Source organism: Tessaracoccus sp. ZS01 (assembly GCF_022342445.1).
Taxonomy (GTDB): domain Bacteria; phylum Actinomycetota; class Actinomycetes; order Propionibacteriales; family Propionibacteriaceae; genus Arachnia.
The window spans coordinates 1-19,225 of record NZ_PQFE01000022.1; the positions used below are offsets into that span (position 1 = coordinate 1).

The following is a 19,225-nucleotide window of genomic DNA, read 5'->3' on the forward strand; positions in this document are numbered from 1 at the left end:
GTGGCCGATGGGGCCGGGGGTTTCCGCCCGGTACGGCTCGCCGGACGACAGGGGGCCCACCACAGGGGTCGCGAACCCGTCCGGTCTCTCCACGGGCGCGTAGGCCGCGCCGTCCTTCCATGTCGCCATGGATTCATCGTAATGGCCCTGCGGCAACGGGGTCGGAACGTCAGGTTGGGCAAACGTACGGACAAACCTCTCCCCTGTACCTCGGTGCGCACATTTCCTGTTCACTTCACGGGGTAAATGAGCAGGATATGCTCAGGTCACGTTGCGCACAATAGGGTGGCGGGATGCAAAGCCGGACATTTCGGCAATCAGATTCGTGAAGATTCGGGAAAAACCATGGAAGTTATCATCGTTGAGAACGCTGACCAGGTGGGTCAGGTCGCCGCAGACAAGGTGATCGAGAACCTGGAGGGCATCGCAACTCCGGTCCTGGGCCTCGCCACGGGCAGTTCCCCGCTGTCGCTGTACGCGGAGTTGTCGCGCCGTTCCACCGAGGGCATCATCGATTTCTCACACGGCCTCGGCTTCGCTCTCGACGAGTACGTGGGCATCGACCCGGCGCACCCCGAGAGCTACCGCAACGTGATCCACCGCACCGTCGTCGAGCCGCTCGGGATGGATCCTGACCGCGTGCGCGTGCCCAACGGCTTCGCCGACGACCTGGAGGCCGCCGCTGACGAGTACGACGAGGCCATCGAGACCGCCGGTGGGGTCGACGTGCAGATCCTGGGCATCGGCTCCAACGGCCACATCGGGTTCAACGAGCCGTTCTCGTCCTTCTCCTCGCGCACCCACGTCGAGATCCTCACCGCGCAGACCCGCGAGGACAACGCGCGCTTCTTCAACTCCATCGACGAGGTCCCCACGCACTGCATGACGCAGGGTCTCGGCACCATCATGGACTCCCGCGTGGCCGTCCTGGTGGCCACCGGTGAGCACAAGGCCGACGCCATCGCAGCCATGGTCGAGGGGCCCGTCGCCAACGTGATGCCGGCCTCCATCCTGCAGTTCCACCCCAACTGCATCGTGATCGTCGACGAGGCCGCCGCCTCGAAACTCGAATACGCTGCGCAGTTCAAGGCCCAGCACGCGCTGAAGCAGCAACTCACGGGCAAGGCCTGACCCGCCCGGCCCACGTCGCTTGGGCAGCCAGCTGCCCAAGCGACTAGACTGTGCCGTCACTGGATTTTCTCTGAGAAGTGGGGGCGACGTGCCAACCGGTAAAGTGCGATTCTTCGACGCTGAGAAGGGCTTTGGGTTCATCACCAAAGACGGCGGTGGCGATGTCTACGTGCGCTCCAACGCGCTCCCTGACGGGGTCACCTCCCTCAAGCCCGGGCAGCGCGTCGAGTTCGGCGTGATCGAGGGCCGCCGGGGCGAGCAGGCGCTCAGCCTCCACGTCCTGGAGACCCCGCCGTCGCTGTCCAAGGCCCAGCGCAAGAACCCCGAACAGTTGACGATCATCGTCGAGGACCTGATCAAGATGCTCGACACCATCGGCAACGACTACCGCCATCAACGCCACCCAGACAGCAAGCATGCCTCCAAGGTCGCTTCGCTGCTGCGCCGCGTCGCCGACGAACTGGAGCTGTAAATGGCAAAACCCTTCAAGCTGGATGCCGTCACCGCCGAGGCCATCGACCTCGCCCGCGAAGCCGCCGTCGAAGAGGGCGGTGACGAGGCCGTCGGCGCCCACCTGGGGGTCGTCGCCGAAGAGGGCGACCGCATCGTCACCCACTCCTTCGAGTGCCTCCTGACGGGCTACGCCGACTGGCGTTGGGCCGTGACGCTGGTGCGCGCCTCGCGTTCCAAGGTGGTCACCGTCAACGAGGTGGTCCTGCTGCCGCAGCCCGCCGCACTTCTCGCGCCTGATTGGGTGCCGTGGGAGGAGCGGATCGGCGCCGGAGACATCGCGCCGGGCATGCTCATGGCCACGCCGGACAACGACCCGCGCCTGGAGCCCGGCTTCGCCGCCACGGACCTGCCGGCCGACGCGGACCCGTCGGAATGGGTGCAGCTGCGCACCACCGTCGCCGAACTGGGCCTCGGTCGCCAGCGGGTGCTGAGCCGTGTCGGTCGCGACGAGGCGGTCGAGCGCTGGTGCCGCGGCGAGGCGGGCCCGCACAACGAGATGTCGCGCGAGGCCCCCGCCAACTGCGCCACGTGCGCCTACTTCGTGCCCCTCCGCGGCTCGCTGGGCGTCATCTTCGGCGCCTGCACCAACGAGTATTCGCCGTCCGACGGGCACGTCGTGTCGCTGGACCACGGCTGTGGCGGGCACTCCGACGTCGTGGCCGAACAGCGCCCCAAGGAACTGCCGGCTCCCGCGTTCGACACGGTGAGTGTCGACGAGAGCCTCTTCGACTGAGACTGGAAAGCCCGCGGGTCCGACGATGGTCGGCCGCGGGCTTTGTGCTGCCTGCCGGTGGGGCTCAGGCCGGGCAGCTGGCCTTGACGACGAAGTTGACCGGGTCCTGGCCGGTGACGGCCGGGTCCATCAGGTCGTAGAACGGGCCGCTGCCCACGACGGTGAACCAGTCGCCGTCCCAGGTGATGGTGGCGCTGCCCAGGTCCCGTGCGGTGTCCATGTCGACAAGCTTGCCGTCGTCGAACACGACGCTGGCGCTCACCACCGTCTGCTTGTCGCCGGTGGTGGTGACGGCGACCTTCGCGCCACCCTCATTGCTCCCGCTCATGGACCAGTTGTCGTTGACCTGGGTGCAGCCCACCTTGGTGATGGCCTCCTCGGTGTCGCCGAGACGCACGGCGGCGCCGCCCTGGGGGGCTTCGGTGGTGATCTCGGTGGGAAGGGCCTGGCCGGCAGGGACGTCGGCGTTCGCTTCTCCGGTGCCCTGCCCCACGGGGGAGGGGGCGCCACCGGCGCCGCCGGTGCACCCGGAGAGCAGCAGCGCCAGCACGGCGGGTCCTGCGAGGAGGGATACCTTCACACGGTTCATAAATCGCCCTTTCTGACTTGGGCCAGCTTAGGCCAGGATGGGAAATGGACCCAGGCCTGACGCGGGTCGCGCATCGTGGACGCGCACCTGGTGAGAGTCGCCGGTGCGGAGGCAATAAGATGGTCGTCCGTGGTTACGAACTCCCCCAAGGCAGCCAAGCTGCATCCAGAGACCGCGCGCGGCACCGCGTCCGGACTCGACCGTTTCTTCGAGATCACCAAGCGCCGCTCGTCCGTCGGGCGAGAGATCCGCGGTGGCCTCGTCACGTTCTTCGCAATGGCCTACATCATCGCGCTGAACCCCCTCATCATCGGTACCGCGGCAGACAAGAACGGCAACCTGATCTCAGGTGCGCCCATGTACAGCGACGCCGCCCGCACCATCGTCGATGAGGCCGCCGTCGGCGCGTCGATCGGCATGGTGGCGGCCGCCACCGCGCTGATCGCGGGCCTGCTGACCCTGGCGATGGGCCTGATCGGCCGCTTCCCGATGGGTCTCGCCGCCGGCCTGGGCCTCAACGCCCTGGTGGCCTACGTGCTGGCCCCGCAGATGACCTGGCCCCAGGCCATGGGCCTCGTGGTGTGGGAGGGCATCCTCATCTTCGTCCTGGTGCTGACCGGGTTCCGGACGGCCGTGTTCAAGGCCATCCCGAAGACGCTGCGCACCGCCATCTCGGTGGGTATCGGTCTGTTCATCGCCTTCGTCGGCCTCGTCAACGCCGGCGTGGTCCGCCGCGGAGCGGGCACTCCCGTCGAGCTCGGTGTCGGCGGCACCCTGCAGGGCTGGCCGATCGGCGTGTTCTTCTTCGGAATGCTGATCCTGATCGCCCTGTACGTGCTGAAGGTCAAGGGCGCCATGCTCATCTCGATCGTCAGCGCCACCGTGCTGGGCATCATCATCGAGGCCGTCACGAAGGTCGGCGCCCAGTCGCCCGACGGCAGCAACGCCTACGGTTGGGCGCTCAACGTCCCGGCGCTGCAGAACTTCACGCTGCCCGATCTGGGACTCATCGGCCGTATCGACATGTTCGGCGCGTTCTTCCCGGACGGCGAGTTCTCGCCGGCCAACTTCGTCGCACTCCTGGTGCTGGTGTTCTCGCTGCTCCTGGCCGACTTCTTCGACACCATGGGCACCGTCGTGGCCGTGGGTTCTGAGGGTGGCCTGCTCGACAAGGACGGCATGCCGCCGCGCACCACCGAGATCCTGCTCGTCGACTCCGTCGGCGCCATGGCCGGTGGCCTTGGCTCGGTGTCCTCGAACACCTGTTACGTCGAGTCCACCGCAGGCGTGGGCGAAGGTGCCCGCACGGGCCTCGCGTCGGTCGTCACCGGCCTCGCGTTCATCGCGGCGATCTTCCTCGCCCCGCTGATCAACCTGGTGCCGTCCGAGGCCGCCGCCCCCGTGCTGGTGTTCGTCGGCTTCCTGATGATCTCGCAGGTCGTGGACGTCGACTGGACGCGCCCCGAGGTGGGCATCCCCGCCTTCCTGACGATCATCCTCATGCCGTTCGCCTACTCCATCACGGTGGGCATCGGCGCCGGCATGGTGGCGCACGTGTTCATCAAGCTGGTCAAGGGTGAGGCCAGGAAGATCCACCCCCTGATGTACGTGGTGGCGGCGCTGTTCGTCATCTACTTCATCCAGGGCGCGCTCATCGGCTGGCTCATCGGCTGATCTGCTGGACCACAACGGGCCGGGCGGTATTCCGCCCGGCCCGTCGTCGTCCCGGCCGATGAGGCACTCTGGAGGAGAGCGACGAGGAGGGACGATGGCGGAGAACTTCAACCTGGTCAGTACGGGGACGGCGGGGCTGGACCGGATCGTGGATTCGTTGCGCCTCGGCGACAACGTGGTGTGGCAGGTCGATTCCCTCGACGACTACCGCCGCGTCGTGGAGCCCTTCGTGCGGCGGGCCCTCGCCGACGGCCGCCACATCACCTATGTGCGCTACGGCGCGCACGCGCCCGTGGTGGACGATCCCGCCGTCGAGGTGGTGGAGATCGAGCCCGGAGGCGGGTTCGAGGCGTTCGCCACGGCCGTGCACACCATAGCCGCTGAGCGCGGAAGGCTCGCCTTCTACGTGTTCGACTGCCTCACGGATCTCCTGAGCGGGTGGCACTCGGACCTCGCCGTGGCCAACTTCTTCCAGGTCACCTGCCCCTTCCTCTACGAGTTGGACACCGTCGCCTACTTCCCGTTGGTGCGCGGCGAGCACACGTACGCGACGGTCGCCGCCATCCGCTCCACCACCCAGCTCCTGCTGGACCTCTATGGCGTCGACGAGGAGCTGTACGTGCACCCCCTCAAGGTCTTCGGGCGGCACTCACCCACGATGTTCTTCCCCCACGCGCTACAGGGCGACGACGCGCGGCCCATCACGTCGTCGGAAGCCTCCGCCAGGCTCTTCGCCCGGATGAGCGACACCTTCGACCCGCCGGACCACTGGCAGTCGCTGGTGCAGACCGGCCGCAACGCGTTGCGCTCCGGGGACGAGGGCGAGAGCGCAGGCGCGAAAGGCCTGCTGCTCCAGATGCTCGTCGGTGGTGAGGGGCGGATGGTCGAGTTGGCCGAGAGCTACCTCACGCTCGACGACCTGGTGGCCACCGCCTCCCGGGAGATCGGCACCGGCGCCATCGGCGGCAAGGCCCTGGGCATGCTCGTGGCCAGGGCGATCCTGGCGCGGCAACCGCAGTTCCGGGCGAAGATGGAGGCCCACGACTCCTTCTTCCTGGGCGCGGACCTCTGGTACACCTACGTGGTCGCCAACGGGTGGTGGCGGCTGTGGATGGAGCAGAAGACCCCCGAGGGCTACTTCAGCGCCGGTGCGGAACTCCACCAGAAGCTCGCCACCGGCCGCTTCCCGCCGTCGGTGCGGGACCACTTCATGCGGATGCTGGAGTATTTCGGTCAGTCGCCGATCATCGTGCGCAGTTCCTCGCTGCTGGAGGACAACTTCGGCAACGCCTTCGCCGGAAAGTACGAGTCGGTCTTCTGCGCGGGCCAGGGCTCGCCGGAGGACCGTTACCAGCGCTTCGAGGACGCCGTGCGCTCGGTGTATGCCAGCGTCATGAGCGCCGAAGCGCTCGAGTACCGGCGCGACCGGGGCCTCTCGCACCTCGATGAGCAGATGGCCGTCCTGGTGCAGCGGGTCTCCGGCGACCACCACGGCGACCTGTTCTTCCCCCACGCCGGCGGTGTGGGCAACTCGTCGAACCTCTACGTCTGGGAACCGGGGATCGACGTGGAGGCCGGGATGTTGCGCGTCGTGTTCGGCCTGGGCACCCGGGCCGTGGACCGCACCCACGAGGACTACGCCCGGATCGTCACGCTCGACGTGCCCAGCCGCAGGCCCATCGTCGAGGAGGGGATGGAACGACGCTACTCCCAGCGGTACGTCGACGTGCTCTCGCTGAGCGCCAACGAGCTGGTGACAGAGCCGCTGCTCAACGTGATGAGCGGCGCAGCCGGGGACCCCGACGGGCGGATCGGGGCCGACTGGTCGCTGTTCCTCACGCCGGACCGGGGGGCGCTCAGACGCCTGCAGGAACTGGGGCGTTCCGCCGCCCAACCACAGATGATCTGTGACCTGCAGGGGCTCCTCACCACCACGGACTTCGGCGCGTTGATGCGGGACGCGCTCGCCACCCTGGCGGAGGCCTACGACTACCCGGTGGACATCGAGTTCACCCTCAACTTCGGCCCGGACGGCGACTACCGCTTCAACCTCGTGCAGTGCCGGCCGCTCCAGACCCGTGGGCTGGGCAAGGCGGTGCGGATGCCGGAGCTGGCCAACAGCGGGGACTGCCTGTTCAGCTCGAACGGCACGTTCATGGGCGGCAATGTGCGGCTCCCGATCGGTGCCGTGGTCTACGTCCGGCCCAAGCGTTACCTCAGCCTGGGACACCAGGACCGCTACGCGGTGGCACGGTTGGTCGGTGAGGCAACCCGGGCGCTGAAGGGGAAGGGGGTGATGGCCATCGGCCCCGGGCGGTGGGGGACCACCACGCCGTCGCTGGGGGTGCCGGTGTCCTTCTCGGAGATCGCCGCAGCCGACGCGCTCATCGAGTACACCTACCCGGACGCAGACTTCCATCCCGACCTCAGCTACGGCAGCCACTTCTTCCAGGACATCGTCGAGGGGGAGACGTTCTACGCGGCCATCTTCGACGGGCGGCCCGGCTACGTGTTCAACCACGAGCAGCTGACGTCCAGACCCAACGAGATCCTCACCGTCGTGCCCAACGCGGACCCGGCCATCGCCGAGGTGGTGCACGTGGTGTGCACGGAGTCCCTCGTGCTGTACTCCGACGTCGTGAACCAGCGGGTCTTCTGCTGTTAGGTGGTTCTAGCTCCTAGTGAAGACGCTGGTCTCCAGGGCCAAGCGGCCGGCGCCGAGCAGTCCCGCGTTCTCTGCGGTTTCCGCCGGGGTGATCGTGAGGCTCTGTGTCACCAGTGGGTGGCAGCTCTCATAGATCGTGGAGCGCACGGCCGCAACGAACGGCTCGCTCGACGAGGCGCCACCGGTGAGGAAGACCGCGTGGGGGTTGAAGAAGTTGACCACCATCGACAGAGCACGTCCGAGATAACCACCGGCGCGGCGAACGAGCGAGGTGGCGATGGGATCCGCTTCGCGGGTCAGCCGCAGCACGTCAGCCGTGGTGTGGGTCAGGTACCCCTTCTCCCGAAGCAACCGCGCCAGCCCGGCGCCGCTGGCGACCGTTTCGAGGCAGCCCAGATTGCCGCAGGTGCATGGGGTGTCGCCAGCCTCTTCAATCCTCGTGTGGGTGATGTCGCCGGCGGCCCAGGTCGCACCTCGGTGCAGCCTGCCGTCGACGATGATGCCGCTGCCGATCGCTGTGCCGATCTTGACGGTGATGCTGTGACCCGATGCGCCCATCCGGGCATGGTGTTCGCCCAGAGCCATGACGTTTGCGTCGTTCTCCACCACCGCGGGAACCCCCATGTGGTCTGCCAGCCAATCGCGCACCGGGAACCCAGACCACCCTGGCATCCGCGAGGGTAGTTCCACCCTGCCGGCCTCGAAGTTGACTGGGCCAGGCAATGCGACGGAGACCGCCTTCACCTCACGACCCTCAGGCGCCACGCGCTGAAGGGCAGCAGCGACGCGGGCCAGCGTGTCTTCGGGACCGTCGGTGATCTGGAGCAGCAGGTTGGTGGCCGTCAGCAATTCCCCCGTCAGACCGACAGCTCCAACCCGTGCGTGCGTGCCGCCGAGGTCTGCTGCCAACACGACGCCAGCGTCACCTCCAGCGAGCTTGAGCACTCGCGGCCGACGGCCACCTTGTGAGACTCCCGAACCTGCCTCCTCAAGCGTGCCGTCGGCGAGCATCGCCTGCACGTGCACCGTCACGGTGGAAGGGGAGACGCCGAGCGCCCTGGCCAAGTCGCTGCGGGAGACAGCGTGGCCGCGGGCGACAAGTTCGGTGATCTGTTCGGGCAGTCCCATGGCGCCTCTTCCTTCGATGTCGAAAGAAGATACCACTGTCTCTCGGATCTCCGAAGATGTATCTCACAGACCTCTTCACATCTCAGTCTGCGCTGTGGCATGCTCATCTCACCAAGTTTGAAGAAAGTTAGTTCGATGACGAACTAAGTCTCACGAAAGGCGACCATGAAGAACATCCGTCGAGCCATCGCTACTGCAGCGTTGATTCCCCTTGCGTTGACTGCCTGCGGCACCGACGCGGGGGGCTCCGCATCCGGTTCCTCCGACAGCAAGGACATCGTCATCGAGATGTGGGCCGGGGGCGAAAGCGACCAAGAGGCCATCGAGGCCCAAGTCGACATCGCGAAGAAGATGCTGCCGGAGTACAACATCGAACTACGCACCGCCCCCTGGGGAGACTTCTTCACGAAGCTCACCACCAACATGGCATCAGGGAACATGGCCTGCGTCACCGGCATGAACTCAGGACGGCTCTCGAGCTACGTCGATGGGTTCCATGAGTTGACCGACGCCGACCTCGAGACTGCAGGGCTCAGCAGGGGCGACCTGGCTCCCGGCGCCGAGGAAGTGCTCATGAACAAGGGCAAGCTCTACGGCATCCCCTTCGACGTGGCGACGATGTTGGTCTATTACAACGAGGACCAACTCGAAGCTGCAGGTGCCCCTCTCCCTGAGGCCGGATGGAACTTCGACGATTTTGAAGCGACCGCCAAGTCCGCCACGGCCAACGGCAAGGACGGCTTCGCGGTAGGTATGGGTGACTTTCAGTGGATGGCTCTGCCCATCTCCAAGGCGGGTCTCCAGCCCGTGACGGAGGACGGCACCCTCGATCTGACCAATGAGAAATTTGCCGCAGCCGCCGACTGGTACGCCGGCCTGGTGTCCGAGCAGCAGGTTGCTGCCGAGGTGGCGTCCGCGTCCGAACTTGGGTGGGGAGAGGACCAGTTCTCGAACGGCAACGCTGCGATGGCGGTGGATGGAACCTGGAACGCGGTCAGCTACCTGACCAACGAATCGGGCTTCAACGTCGGCCTTGCGCCGCTGCCCTCCGCGGATGGCCGTGAACCGCTCGGCCTCGTCCTCGGCTCGGGCTTCGGTATCGCAAAGAACTGCGAGAACAAGGAGGCGGCCCTGAAGGTGATGGGTGCACTCCTGAGCGAAGAGGCGCAGGACTACGTCGCCTCGTCCGGTCGCAGCTACCCTGCGCGCACCTCATCCCAGCCGAAGTACTTCGACTCCCTTGACGAGGCCTACCGCGACGAGGTGAAGGAAGCCTTTGAGGCTGGTTTCGCCAACGTGCAGGGTCAGCGGGTCAGCGACGAGTGGGCCCAGGTTTCTGCGTACCTGACTCCGGAACTGGTCAACGCCTATTCCGGGCGTGCCGAACTGTCTGACATCCTCGCCACTGCCCAGGGGCAGTTCAGCTAGATCATGTTCCGTTCCCCTCACACCGCCCCCCGACGTGGGGCACTCACCCGGAAGGAGGCGCGCCAGGCGCTGGGCTTCGCATCCCCAGCCCTGGTGGGCCTCGCTGCCTTCACCATCGTGCCGGTGTGCCTCTCCATCGTGATGAGCTTCTTCCATTGGCCGACGTTCGGTGACCGGTACTTCAACGGGGTCGACAACTACATCCGCTTGTTCACCAACAGCCCGGACTTCTGGCCGGCGTTGCGGAACTCGTTCGTCTACGCCCTTCTGTACGTACCTGCGAATGTGGTGTTGGCGCTGGCTCTGGCCATGGGCCTGGGGCCGCGTATCCGTGGGCGCGGGGCGCTCCGGGTGCTCTTCTTCATTCCCGTGGTCACACCGATCGTCGCCAATGTCCTGGTGTGGAAGATGATGCTTCAGCCGCAGGGACTCTTCAATGGCGTTTCAGTGTCCCTGTTCGGTTACGAGCTGCCCAACTTCCTGGCCGACCCCCAATGGGCAATGATCATGGTGGTCGTCATGAGCGTGTGGCAGGGGCTGGGCTACAACATGCTGATCTTCTCGGCTGCACTGGAACAGCTGCCCGAGTCCGTCGTTGAAGCGGCGCTGATCGATGGCGCGCAGGGATTCAAGATGACGTGGAACGTGATCCTGCCGATGATCTCTCCCGCCCTGTTCTTCGCCACCGTCATGACGATGATCACCGCGCTGCAGGTCTTCGCGCAGCCGCAGCTGCTCACGGGTGGAGGCCCCGGCAACGCAACGCAGCCACTCGTCCAGTTCATCTACAACCAGGGCTTCAAGTTTCAGAACCTCGGACTGGCCGCCGCGGCTGCCTGGATTCTGTTCGCAGTGATCATCGGCATCACCGCACTGCAGTTCAAAGCACAGAAGCGATGGGTGCATTATGAGCACTGAGACCCTGACACCCGAGAAGGCTGAGACCCAGGCCGGCCCTGAGAAGAAGTCACGAGGCGGGCTCATCCTGCGGCACGTGACGATCTACCTGGCCGCCGCCATCTTCGTCCTTCCCCTGATCTACGCATTCTTCTCGGCTCTGAAGCCCAACACCGAGATGTTTGCGATGCCGCCGAGGCTGATCGGCTCCCAGCTGAAGTGGTCCAACTTCGCGGAAGTGTTCCGGTTCGGCCCCTTCCTCACCTACATCGGCAACTCGTTCTTCGTCGCGGTGGTCGGCACACTCGTGGTGCTGTTTGTCTCCGCGACGGCTGGCTATGCGTTCGGTCGCATGCGGTGGCCGGGCCGGGACGTGGTGTTCATTGCGTTCCTCGCGACGCTCATGGTGCCTGCCGAGGTGTTGGTCATCCCCATGTTCCAGATGATGCAGTGGTTCGGATGGGTCGATACCTTCCGGTCCCTGATCTTCCCGTTCGCGTTCGGCGCCTTCGGTACCTTCCTGATGCGTCAGTTCTTCCGTGGGATCCCCTTCGAGTTGGAAGAGGCGGCGAGAGTGGACGGTGCCGGGACGGTGAGGATCTTTGCCACGATCATCCTGCCGTTGGCGAAGTCCGCACTCGCTGTCCTCGCCGTGTTCACCTTCCTCGGCTTTTGGAACAGCTACCTCTGGCCGCTCATCGTGACGGTTGACTACAACGCGCACGGCACGCTGCCCGTCGGCCTGGCCACCTTCTCCACACAGCACGGAACCCGTTGGGACCTCCAGATGGCGGCCACCATCATCTCCATGATTCCGACGACCTTGCTGGTCATCATTCTTCAGAAGCACCTCATCAAGGGCATCGCCATGGCGGGGCTGGGTGGCCGTTGATGAAGGACTACATCGGTGTCGACATTGGCGGCACCAAGATCGCAGTCGTGCGCTGCAACGCCGACGGGGAGGTGCTGTCGTCGACGACCGTACCGGCGCCGGCTCAAGCCGGAGGCGATGCGATGATCGCTGCCGTCAAGCACGGGATTGAGAGCCTTGGTGACGAACCGATCGCGGCCATCGGCGTCGGTGCCGCGGGCGTCATCTCAGGTGGAACCGTGGTGGCAGCCTCAGACACGTTCGTCGACTGGGTGGGCGTCGCAATCGACCGACGACTCCGAGACCGGTTCCGCGTCCCGGTGTATGCCCTCAACGACGTCAACGCCTTCCTCGCCGGGGAGTTGACCTGGGGCGTTGGGCGGGGGGAGTCCGACCTGTTTGGTCTCACTCTGGGCACCGGGGTGGGGGGCGCAGTCGCGCTCAATGGACGCGTCTGGGTGGGCCGCGGTGGAATGGCCGGGGAGATCGGGCACACCCCCGGGTACGGAGACCTCCTGTGCACCTGCGGCCAGAGCGGACACCTTGAGACCCGCGCCTCGGGGCGAGCGATTGAGGCGGCGTTCCTCGCCCTGACAGGCCGGGCAACGCCAGGCACGGAGATTGCAGACCGCGCCCGAGTGGGAGATCCGTCGGCGCTCGCCGTGTACGACGGAGCAGCGCAGGCCGTGGCCCAGGCGGCGGTGACAGCAGCCAATCTCTTCGACCTGCTGCACGTCGTCGTGGGTGGGGGTGTCCGACAGGCATGGGATGTCTTGAGCAGGCCGCTGGAACAATGGCTGGCACGGCTGCCCTCCGTGTCGGGAGTGACGGTGCGGGTGTCGCCGTCGAGCTTGGGTAAGCACGGTGTCGCATTGGGCGCCGCCGCAGCAGCGATGGAAGAGGAGTCCCGTGAACCCGTTGGCCTCTGAGGTGTGGAAGGGGCCGCTACCGCCCCTCGGTGGTGGGCTGACCAGACCACGGATCGGGATCGGTGGGATCTCGATCGAGTCGAGCACCTTTTCGCCGCACATCAGCGGCGATGATGCCTTCCGGATCCGCGCCGGTGCCGACCTCCTTGCCTACTATCCCTTCCTGGCGGAAGGCGAGGATCTTCGCCGGGCCGCCGACTGGGTGCCGATCTACCACGGTCGGTCACTGCCCGGTGGCGCCGTCGCACCCGACACCTATGGACGGATGAAGCAGGCTATCGTCGCCGGCATCAGGGAGCAGGGCCCGTTCGACGGCTTCTTCTTCGACATCCACGGCGCGATGAGCGTCGTCGGTATGGAGGACGCCGAGGCCGACCTGGCCACCGCTGTTCGGGAGGCACTTGGCCCAGACACGCTGGTGTCGACCTCCATGGACCTCCACGGCAACGTGTCGCGGACGCTCCTCGACCAGGTCGACCTGCTGACCTGCTACCGGATGGCCCCGCATGAGGATGTGTGGAACACGAAGCAGCGAGCCGTCCACAACCTGCTGGTCCGCCTGAGGGGCACCACCGATGTGGTGGAACGCCGCCCGCTGAAGGCCTGGTTGCAGGTGCCGGTTCTGCTGCCGGGGGAGAAGACCAGCACCCGGTTGGACCCGGCGAAGGCGTTGTATGACCGCCTTCCCCAGATCGAGGCGCGCGACGGCGTGCTCGACGCGTCGATCTGGGTGGGGTACGCCTGGGCCGACGAGCCGCGGTGCCAGGCAGCCGTCGTCGTGACGGGTGACGACCCTGATGCCATCGCGTCCGCGGCCCACGAATTGGCCCGCAGCTACTGGGACGCACGTGGAGATTTCCTCTTCGTGGGCCCGACGGCCGACTTCACCCAGGCGATGGACACTGCGGTGCAGGAGGACGCGCCGCGTCCCTTCGTGGTGTCCGACTCGGGCGACAACCCCACGGCCGGCGGAGCCGGAGACGTCGCCTGGTCCCTGGCGCAACTGCTGGAGAGGCCAGAGTTGACCACGCCCGGGCGCACAATCATCCACGCCTCAATCTTCGACGAGGTCGCGGTGGCGCAGGCCTGGGAGGCCGGGGTTGGCGCCGTCGTTGACCTCTCCGTCGGCGGGAAGGTGGACGCCCGCACCGCGCCGCCGGCCCAGCTGCGCGGCGAGGTGTTCTCCCTGACGGATGGTGATCCCGTGGCCGGTCGACAGGCGGTGGTGCGAGCCGGATCTGTGTTCGCCATCATCACCGAACGCCGCAAGCCTTTCCACCACCTGGCCGACTTCACGCAGCTCGGCCTCGATCCGTCCCGCGCCGACGTGGTCGTCGTTAAGATCGGTTACCTGGAGCCCGAGCTCTTCGGGTTGGCCGCCGGCTGGATCCTGTCGCTGACGCCCGGGGGTGTGGATCAGGACCTCCTGCGTCTGGGCCATCACCGATTGGCTCCAGGGGTGTTCCCCTTCGAGCAGGGCGTCGAACCGGAACTGACCGCCACCGTCACCAGGAGGAACTGATGCTTCGTTTTGAGATCCGCACCGGGCCGGAGTTCGGCGACAACCCACCCGGGTATCCCGAGACCGGCCGCGTGCCGGACTGGTACCGCGACGCGAAGCTGGGCTTCTTCATCCACTGGGGCCTCTACTCGGTGCCGGCCTGGGCGACCGCGCACGGGCCCGGGGGAGTGCCCGTCGAGGACGCCTACACCCACCACCAGTACGCGGAGTGGTACGGCAACACGGTGCGCATCGCCGGCAGCCCCACCTGGCTCCACCACCAGACGGTCTACGGCACTGGCACCAGCTACGAGGACCTGGCGGACCACTGGCGCGCCGACCAGTTCGACGCCGACGACTTCGTCGGCCGCCTCGTCGACGCCGGCGCCCGCTACATCATCCCCACCTCCAAGCATCACGAGGGCTTCTGCCTCTGGGGCACGGGCACGACCGGTTTCAACGCCGTGCAGCGGGGCCCCCGCCGCGACCTGATCGCCGAACTGCACGACGCCACCCGCCGCGCCGGCGCCCGTTTCGGGCTCTACTACTCCGGGGCGCTGGACTGGCACGTCTCAGACTTCCCGCCCATCGAATCCGACACCGACCTGTTCCGCTTCCGCCGCCACGACGAGTTGTTCTCCCGCTACGCCGCCGCCCAACTGGACGAGCTCGTGGAGCGGTTCGCCCCGGACGTGCTCTGGAACGACATCGAATGGCCCGACGGGGGCAAGGGGCATGAGGACTATGCCGTCGCCGCGCTCCTCAAGCGATACCTGGACCAGGTGCCCGACGGCGTTGTCAACGACCGGTGGGGGGTGCCCTATCACGGCTTCATCACCCGCGAATACATGGAGATCAACCACACCGTCGAGGTGCCGTGGGAAGCCACCCGCGGCCTCGGGTTCTCGTTCGGCTACAACCAGGCCGAGGGCTCGGAGCACACGCTCAGCGGTGCCGACCTCATCAGGTTGCTCGTCGACGTGGTGGCCAAGAACGGCAACCTCCTGATCAACGTCGGCCCCCGCGCGGACGGCGCCATCCCTGAGCTGCAGGCGGCGTCGATGGCGGCCCTCGGCGGCTGGCTGCGGAGCTACGGCGACGCCATCTACGGCACCCGCCCCTGGGTGCGTTTCGGCGACGGGGATGTTCGCTACACGCAAAAAGCGGGCACGGTCTACGCGCTGCTGGACCCGTCGCCCGGCGAACTCCACATCCCCCACGAGCTCGCCGGATCGCGACTCACGTGGCTCGGCGCCGACGGTGAAGTCACCGTCTCAGCGGGCGACTGGGTGTCCGTTCCCCACGTGATCAGGGACGAGCCGGTGGTGGTCGCGGCCATGGAAGGCATTCCGGTGCGGGCGGGCTAGCCGTTAGGCTGACGCCCATGTTCCAAAAGGTATTGGTCGCCAACCGCGGCGAGATCGCAGTGCGCGCATTCCGTGCAGCCTACGAACTCGGCTACCGCACCGTCGCAGTGTTCCCCTACGAGGACCGCAACGCCGATCACCGCGTGAAGGCGTCGGAGTCGTACCTCATCGGGGAGGAGGGTCACCCGGTCCGCGCCTACCTGAGCATCGACGAGATCATCCGGGCGGCCAAGGAATCCGGCTCGGACGCGATCTACCCCGGCTACGGCTTCATGTCGGAGAGCCCTGACTTCGCCAAGGCCTGCGAGGAGAACGGGATCACCTTCATCGGGCCCTCGTCCGACGTGCTCGCCATGGCCGGCAACAAGGTGCGCGCCATCGAGGCCGCCAAGAAGGCCGGCGTGCCGGTCCTCAACTCCTGCCCTCCCTCCACAGACGTCGAGGTGCTGAAGAAGGCGGCAGACGAGATCGGCTTCCCGGTGTTCGTGAAGGCTGTCGCCGGCGGCGGTGGCCGCGGCATGCGCCGCGTCGACGACCCCAGCAAGATCGCCGACGAGGTGGCCGCCGCCATGCGCGAGGCCGAGGCCGCGTTCGGTGACCCCACCGTCTACATCGAGCAGGCGGTCGCCGCCCCGCGTCACATCGAGGTGCAGATCCTCGCCGACGGCGAGGGCAACATCGTCCACCTCTTCGAGCGGGACTGCTCCATCCAGCGCCGCCACCAGAAGGTCATCGAGATGGCCCCGGCGCCGTTCATCTCAGAGGAACTGCGCCAAGCGCTGTGCAGCGACGCCGTGAAGTTCGCCGAATCCATCAACTACTTCTGCGCCGGCACCGTCGAGTTCCTCGTCGAGACCGACGGCCCCCGCGCCGGTGAGCACGTGTTCATCGAGATGAACCCGCGCATCCAGGTGGAGCACACCGTCACCGAAGAGATCACCGACGTGGACCTGGTGCAGGCGCAGATGCGCATCGCCAATGGTGAAACGCTCGAGCAGATCGGCATCCGTCAGGACGAGCTGCAGATCCGCGGTGCCGCCCTCCAGTGCCGCATCACGACGGAGGACCCGCTCAACTCCTTCCGCCCGGACACCGGCCTCATCACGGCGTACCGCTCGGCCTCCGGCGCGGGCATCCGCCTCGACGGCGGCACCACCGGCACCGGCGTCGAGATCAGCCCCCACTTCGACTCGCTGCTGGTCAAGCTGACCGCCCGCGGCCGCGACCTGAAGATGGCCATCGCCCGCGCCCAGCGCGCGCTGGCCGAGTTCCGCGTCCGCGGCGTGGCCACCAACATCCCGTTCCTGCGGGCAGTGCTGGAGGACGCCGACTTCCTGGCGGGGCCGGTCACCACCAACTTCATCGACGAGCGCCCCTACCTGCTCAACGCCCGCACCCCGGCAGACCGGGCCACCAAGCTGCTGCGCCACATCGCCGAGGTCACGGTCAACAAGCCGCACGGCGACGCGCCCACCACGCTGGACCCGGGCGACAAGCTGCCGAAGGTGGACCTCAACGGGGGAGTGCCCGACGGCTCCCGTCAGCGGTTGCTGGCGCTCGGCGCCGCCGGGTTCGCCAAGGAACTGCGCGACGCGGTGCCGGTGCGGGTCACCGACACCACCTACCGCGACGCGCACCAGTCGCTCCTGGCCACCCGCGTCCGCACGCGCGACCTGCTGCGCATCGCCCCGACGCAGGCCCGCCTGCTGCCCGAGATGTTCTCCATCGAATGCTGGGGTGGTGCCACCTACGACGTGGCCCTGCGCTTCCTGGGCGAAGACCCGTGGGAGCGGCTCGCCACGCTGCGCGAAGCGATGCCGAACCAGAACCTGCAGATGCTGCTGCGCGGCCGCAACACCGTCGGCTACACCCCGTACCCCACGGAGGTGACGCAGGCGTTCGTCGCCGAGGCCGCCGCCACCGGCATCGACATCTTCCGCATCTTCGACGCGCTCAACGACGTGGAGCAGATGCGCCCCGCGATCGAAGCGGTGCACACCACCAGCTCTGTGGCCGAGGTGGCGCTGTGTTACACCTCGAACCTGCTGGACCCCAACGAGAAGATCTACACGCTGGACTACTACCTCCGCCTGGCGGAGAAGATCGTCGACGCGGGTGCGCACATCCTGGCCATCAAGGACATGGCCGGGCTGCTGCGCCCCGAGGCGGCCCGCCGTCTGGTCACCGCGCTCCGGGAGCGTTTCGACCAGCCCGTGCACCTGCACACCCACGACACCACGGGCGGCCAGATGGCCACCCTCATGGCGGCCATCGACGCGGGGGTCGACGCCGTCGACGTGGCGAACTCGGCGCTCAGCTCCACCACCTCGCAGCCGCCGATGTCGGCCCTCCTGATGGCGCTGGACCAGACGGAGCGCCAGACCGAACTCGACGCGCAGGCCGTGCTGAACCTCGAGCCCTACTGGGAAGCCGTGCGCAACCTGTACAAGCCGTTCGAGTCCGGCCTTCCCGCGCCCACCGGCCGCGTCTACTCGCACGAGATCCCGGGCGGCCAACTGTCGAACCTGCGCCAGCAGGCCATCGCGCTCGGCCTCGGCGAGAAGTTCGAGCAGATCGAGAACATGTACGAGGCCGCAGACAAGATCCTCGGCCGGCCCACCAAGGTCACCCCGTCGTCGAAGGTGGTGGGCGACCTCGCGCTGCACCTCGTCGCCGTCGGTGCAGACCCGAAGGCGTTCGAAGAGGACCCGCAGAACTTCGACATCCCGGATTCCGTGATCGGCTTCCTCGGCGGCGAACTCGGCGAACCCGCCGGCGGCTGGCCTGAGCCTTTCCGCACCAAGGCACTGGGAGGCCGCAAGGTCCCCGTCCGCGTCACCGAGGTGTCCGAGGAAGACCTGGCACTGTTGGAGAACGAGGGGCGTGAGCGTCAGGAGACGCTCAACCGGCTGCTGTTCCCCGGCCCCACGAAGGCCTTCATCCAGGCCCGCGAAGACTTCGGCGACATCTCCGTGCTGCCCACCGTGCCGTACCTCTACGGCATGGAACGCGGCAAGGAATACGCCATCACGCTGGAGAAGGGCGTCACGCTGCTGGCCGGACTGGAGGCCATCTCAGAGCCCGACAAGCGCGGCAAGCGCACCGTCATGACGCTGCTCAACGGCCAGATCCGGCCGGTGCGGGTGCGTGACCTCTCGATCAAGTCGGAGGTCGCGGCGGCGGAGAAGGCGGACACGTCGAACAAGGGCCATGTGGCCGCACCCTTCAGCGGCGTCGTGACGCCGTCGGTGGTTGAGGGCGACGTGGTTGAGGCGGGGGCGCCGGTGGCCACGATCGAGGCGATGAAGATGGAGGCCTCCATCAACGCGCCGGTGAGCGGTACCGTCCGTCGCGTCGTGCTACCGGGCGCCACTCAACTCGAGGGCGGCGACCTCGTCCTGGTGATCGACCCCAGCTAGTTGCCGCTGGAGACTGGCTGTGGGGGTGGTCACTTGCGGCCGGTTCCGCAGGTGATGGGAGGGGCCCTCCCGCCCATGCCGTAGTCCCGGCGCGCGTGGCTGTTTGTTTGCGGGCGGTGGGCGACGGGACTCCGACAACGCCCACCTAACCCGTCGGGCCCCTCCCGTCACCTGCTGTGGGCTGAGGGCTGCCGATGGTGGGGCTTGCGGCCGGTTCCGCAGGTGAGGGGAGGAGCCCTCCCGCCCATGCCGTAGTCCCGGCGCGCGTGGCTGTTTGTTTGCGGGGGGTGGGCGACGGGACTCCGACAACGCCCACCTAACCCGTCGGGGCCCCTCCCATCACCTGCTGTGAGCTGACGGCTGCCGGTGGTCGGACCGAG

The 19,225-nt window shown here is 67.1% G+C and carries 14 protein-coding genes; 12 read left to right on the plus strand and 2 right to left on the minus strand.

Annotation, left to right across the window (positions count from 1 at the left end; translation table 11 throughout):
* Nucleotides 1-345: 345 nt before the first annotated feature.
* The 3 genes from nagB (at nt 346) to C3E87_RS13560 (ending at nt 2,377) form a co-directional block, all read left to right on the plus strand.
* Nucleotides 346-1,131 (plus strand): glucosamine-6-phosphate deaminase, encoded by a 786-nt coding sequence (nagB, locus tag C3E87_RS13550; protein WP_076063843.1) that lies wholly within the window; start codon nt 346-348, stop codon nt 1,129-1,131.
* Nucleotides 1,132-1,219: 88 nt separating this feature from the next.
* On the plus strand, nt 1,220-1,603 hold the full coding sequence (locus C3E87_RS13555) for a cold-shock protein (protein WP_076063845.1): 384 nt from the start codon (nt 1,220-1,222) through the stop codon (nt 1,601-1,603).
* On the plus strand, nt 1,604-2,377 hold the full coding sequence (locus tag C3E87_RS13560; protein WP_076063846.1) for a DUF3027 domain-containing protein: 774 nt from the start codon (nt 1,604-1,606) through the stop codon (nt 2,375-2,377).
* 64 nt (nt 2,378-2,441) lie between these two features.
* Here the strand turns inward: C3E87_RS13560 and C3E87_RS13565 are convergent, their stop codons facing one another.
* A complete protein-coding gene (locus C3E87_RS13565) occupies nt 2,442-2,966 on the minus strand; it encodes a lipoprotein LpqH (protein ID WP_076063848.1) in 525 nt (174 codons plus the stop codon).
* A 129-nt stretch (nt 2,967-3,095) separates the two neighbouring features.
* Here C3E87_RS13565 and C3E87_RS13570 point away from each other — a divergent pair, with 129 nt between their 5' ends.
* Both C3E87_RS13570 and C3E87_RS13575 read left to right on the plus strand, forming a co-directional pair.
* The gene (locus C3E87_RS13570; RefSeq protein ID WP_083665680.1) at nt 3,096-4,640 is read left to right on the plus strand and encodes an NCS2 family permease; all 1,545 of its coding nucleotides are present in this window, start codon (nt 3,096-3,098) and stop codon (nt 4,638-4,640) included.
* A 94-nt stretch (nt 4,641-4,734) separates the two neighbouring features.
* Complete coding sequence (locus C3E87_RS13575; protein WP_076063850.1) at nt 4,735-7,305, plus strand: PEP/pyruvate-binding domain-containing protein; 2,571 nt, start codon at nt 4,735-4,737, stop codon at nt 7,303-7,305.
* Nucleotides 7,306-7,311: 6 nt separating this feature from the next.
* On the opposite strand, the gene C3E87_RS13580 is transcribed toward C3E87_RS13575, so the two are convergent.
* Nucleotides 7,312-8,433 carry an ROK family transcriptional regulator gene (locus tag C3E87_RS13580; RefSeq protein WP_076063852.1) on the minus strand — a complete coding sequence of 374 codons (1,122 nt, stop codon included), beginning with the start codon at nt 8,431-8,433 and terminating at the stop codon, nt 7,312-7,314.
* A gap of 165 nt (nt 8,434-8,598) precedes the next feature.
* Between C3E87_RS13580 and C3E87_RS13585 the strand changes: the two genes are divergently transcribed.
* From C3E87_RS13585 to C3E87_RS13615, 7 genes are read left to right on the plus strand one after another with little or no spacing between them, the layout of a single operon-like run.
* Entirely contained in the window at nt 8,599-9,861 is a 1,263-nt protein-coding gene (locus C3E87_RS13585; RefSeq protein ID WP_076063854.1) for an extracellular solute-binding protein, read from the plus strand.
* Nucleotides 9,862-9,864: 3 nt separating this feature from the next.
* Entirely contained in the window at nt 9,865-10,779 is a 915-nt protein-coding gene (locus C3E87_RS13590; RefSeq protein WP_076063857.1) for a carbohydrate ABC transporter permease, read from the plus strand.
* Nucleotides 10,769-11,650, plus strand: coding sequence for a carbohydrate ABC transporter permease (locus C3E87_RS13595; RefSeq protein WP_083665681.1), 882 nt, complete (start codon nt 10,769-10,771; stop codon nt 11,648-11,650). The genes C3E87_RS13590 and C3E87_RS13595 overlap by 11 nt, the downstream gene beginning before the upstream one ends.
* On the plus strand, nt 11,650-12,558 hold the full coding sequence (locus C3E87_RS13600; protein WP_076063859.1) for an ROK family protein: 909 nt from the start codon (nt 11,650-11,652) through the stop codon (nt 12,556-12,558). The genes C3E87_RS13595 and C3E87_RS13600 overlap by 1 nt, the downstream gene beginning before the upstream one ends.
* On the plus strand, nt 12,539-14,080 hold the full coding sequence (locus C3E87_RS13605) for a M81 family metallopeptidase (RefSeq protein WP_076063861.1): 1,542 nt from the start codon (nt 12,539-12,541) through the stop codon (nt 14,078-14,080). Before C3E87_RS13600 ends, C3E87_RS13605 begins: the two co-directional genes overlap by 20 nt.
* The gene (locus C3E87_RS13610; RefSeq protein ID WP_076063866.1) at nt 14,080-15,426 is read left to right on the plus strand and encodes an alpha-L-fucosidase; all 1,347 of its coding nucleotides are present in this window, start codon (nt 14,080-14,082) and stop codon (nt 15,424-15,426) included. Before C3E87_RS13605 ends, C3E87_RS13610 begins: the two co-directional genes overlap by 1 nt.
* A 17-nt stretch (nt 15,427-15,443) precedes the next feature.
* On the plus strand, nt 15,444-18,845 hold the full coding sequence (locus C3E87_RS13615; protein WP_076063868.1) for a pyruvate carboxylase: 3,402 nt from the start codon (nt 15,444-15,446) through the stop codon (nt 18,843-18,845).
* Nucleotides 18,846-19,225: the final 380 nt, after the last annotated feature.

Excerpts from the sequence above, each read along its gene's own strand:
- C3E87_RS13610 (WP_076063866.1), top strand. The coding sequence starts at position 14,080 with ATGCTTCGTTTTGAGATCCGCACCGGGCCGGAGTTCGGCGACAACCCA.
- C3E87_RS13600 (WP_076063859.1), top strand. The coding sequence starts at position 11,650 with ATGAAGGACTACATCGGTGTCGACATTGGCGGCACCAAGATCGCAGTC.
- C3E87_RS13595 (WP_083665681.1), top strand. The coding sequence starts at position 10,769 with ATGAGCACTGAGACCCTGACACCCGAGAAGGCTGAGACCCAGGCCGGC.
- C3E87_RS13565 (WP_076063848.1), bottom strand. The coding sequence starts at position 2,966 with ATGAACCGTGTGAAGGTATCCCTCCTCGCAGGACCCGCCGTGCTGGCG.
- C3E87_RS13575 (WP_076063850.1), top strand. The coding sequence starts at position 4,735 with ATGGCGGAGAACTTCAACCTGGTCAGTACGGGGACGGCGGGGCTGGAC.
- C3E87_RS13580 (WP_076063852.1), bottom strand. The coding sequence starts at position 8,433 with ATGGGACTGCCCGAACAGATCACCGAACTTGTCGCCCGCGGCCACGCT.
- nagB (WP_076063843.1), top strand. The coding sequence starts at position 346 with ATGGAAGTTATCATCGTTGAGAACGCTGACCAGGTGGGTCAGGTCGCC.
- C3E87_RS13560 (WP_076063846.1), top strand. The coding sequence starts at position 1,604 with ATGGCAAAACCCTTCAAGCTGGATGCCGTCACCGCCGAGGCCATCGAC.
- C3E87_RS13585 (WP_076063854.1), top strand. The coding sequence starts at position 8,599 with ATGAAGAACATCCGTCGAGCCATCGCTACTGCAGCGTTGATTCCCCTT.
- C3E87_RS13590 (WP_076063857.1), top strand. The coding sequence starts at position 9,865 with ATGTTCCGTTCCCCTCACACCGCCCCCCGACGTGGGGCACTCACCCGG.
- C3E87_RS13615 (WP_076063868.1), top strand. The coding sequence starts at position 15,444 with ATGTTCCAAAAGGTATTGGTCGCCAACCGCGGCGAGATCGCAGTGCGC.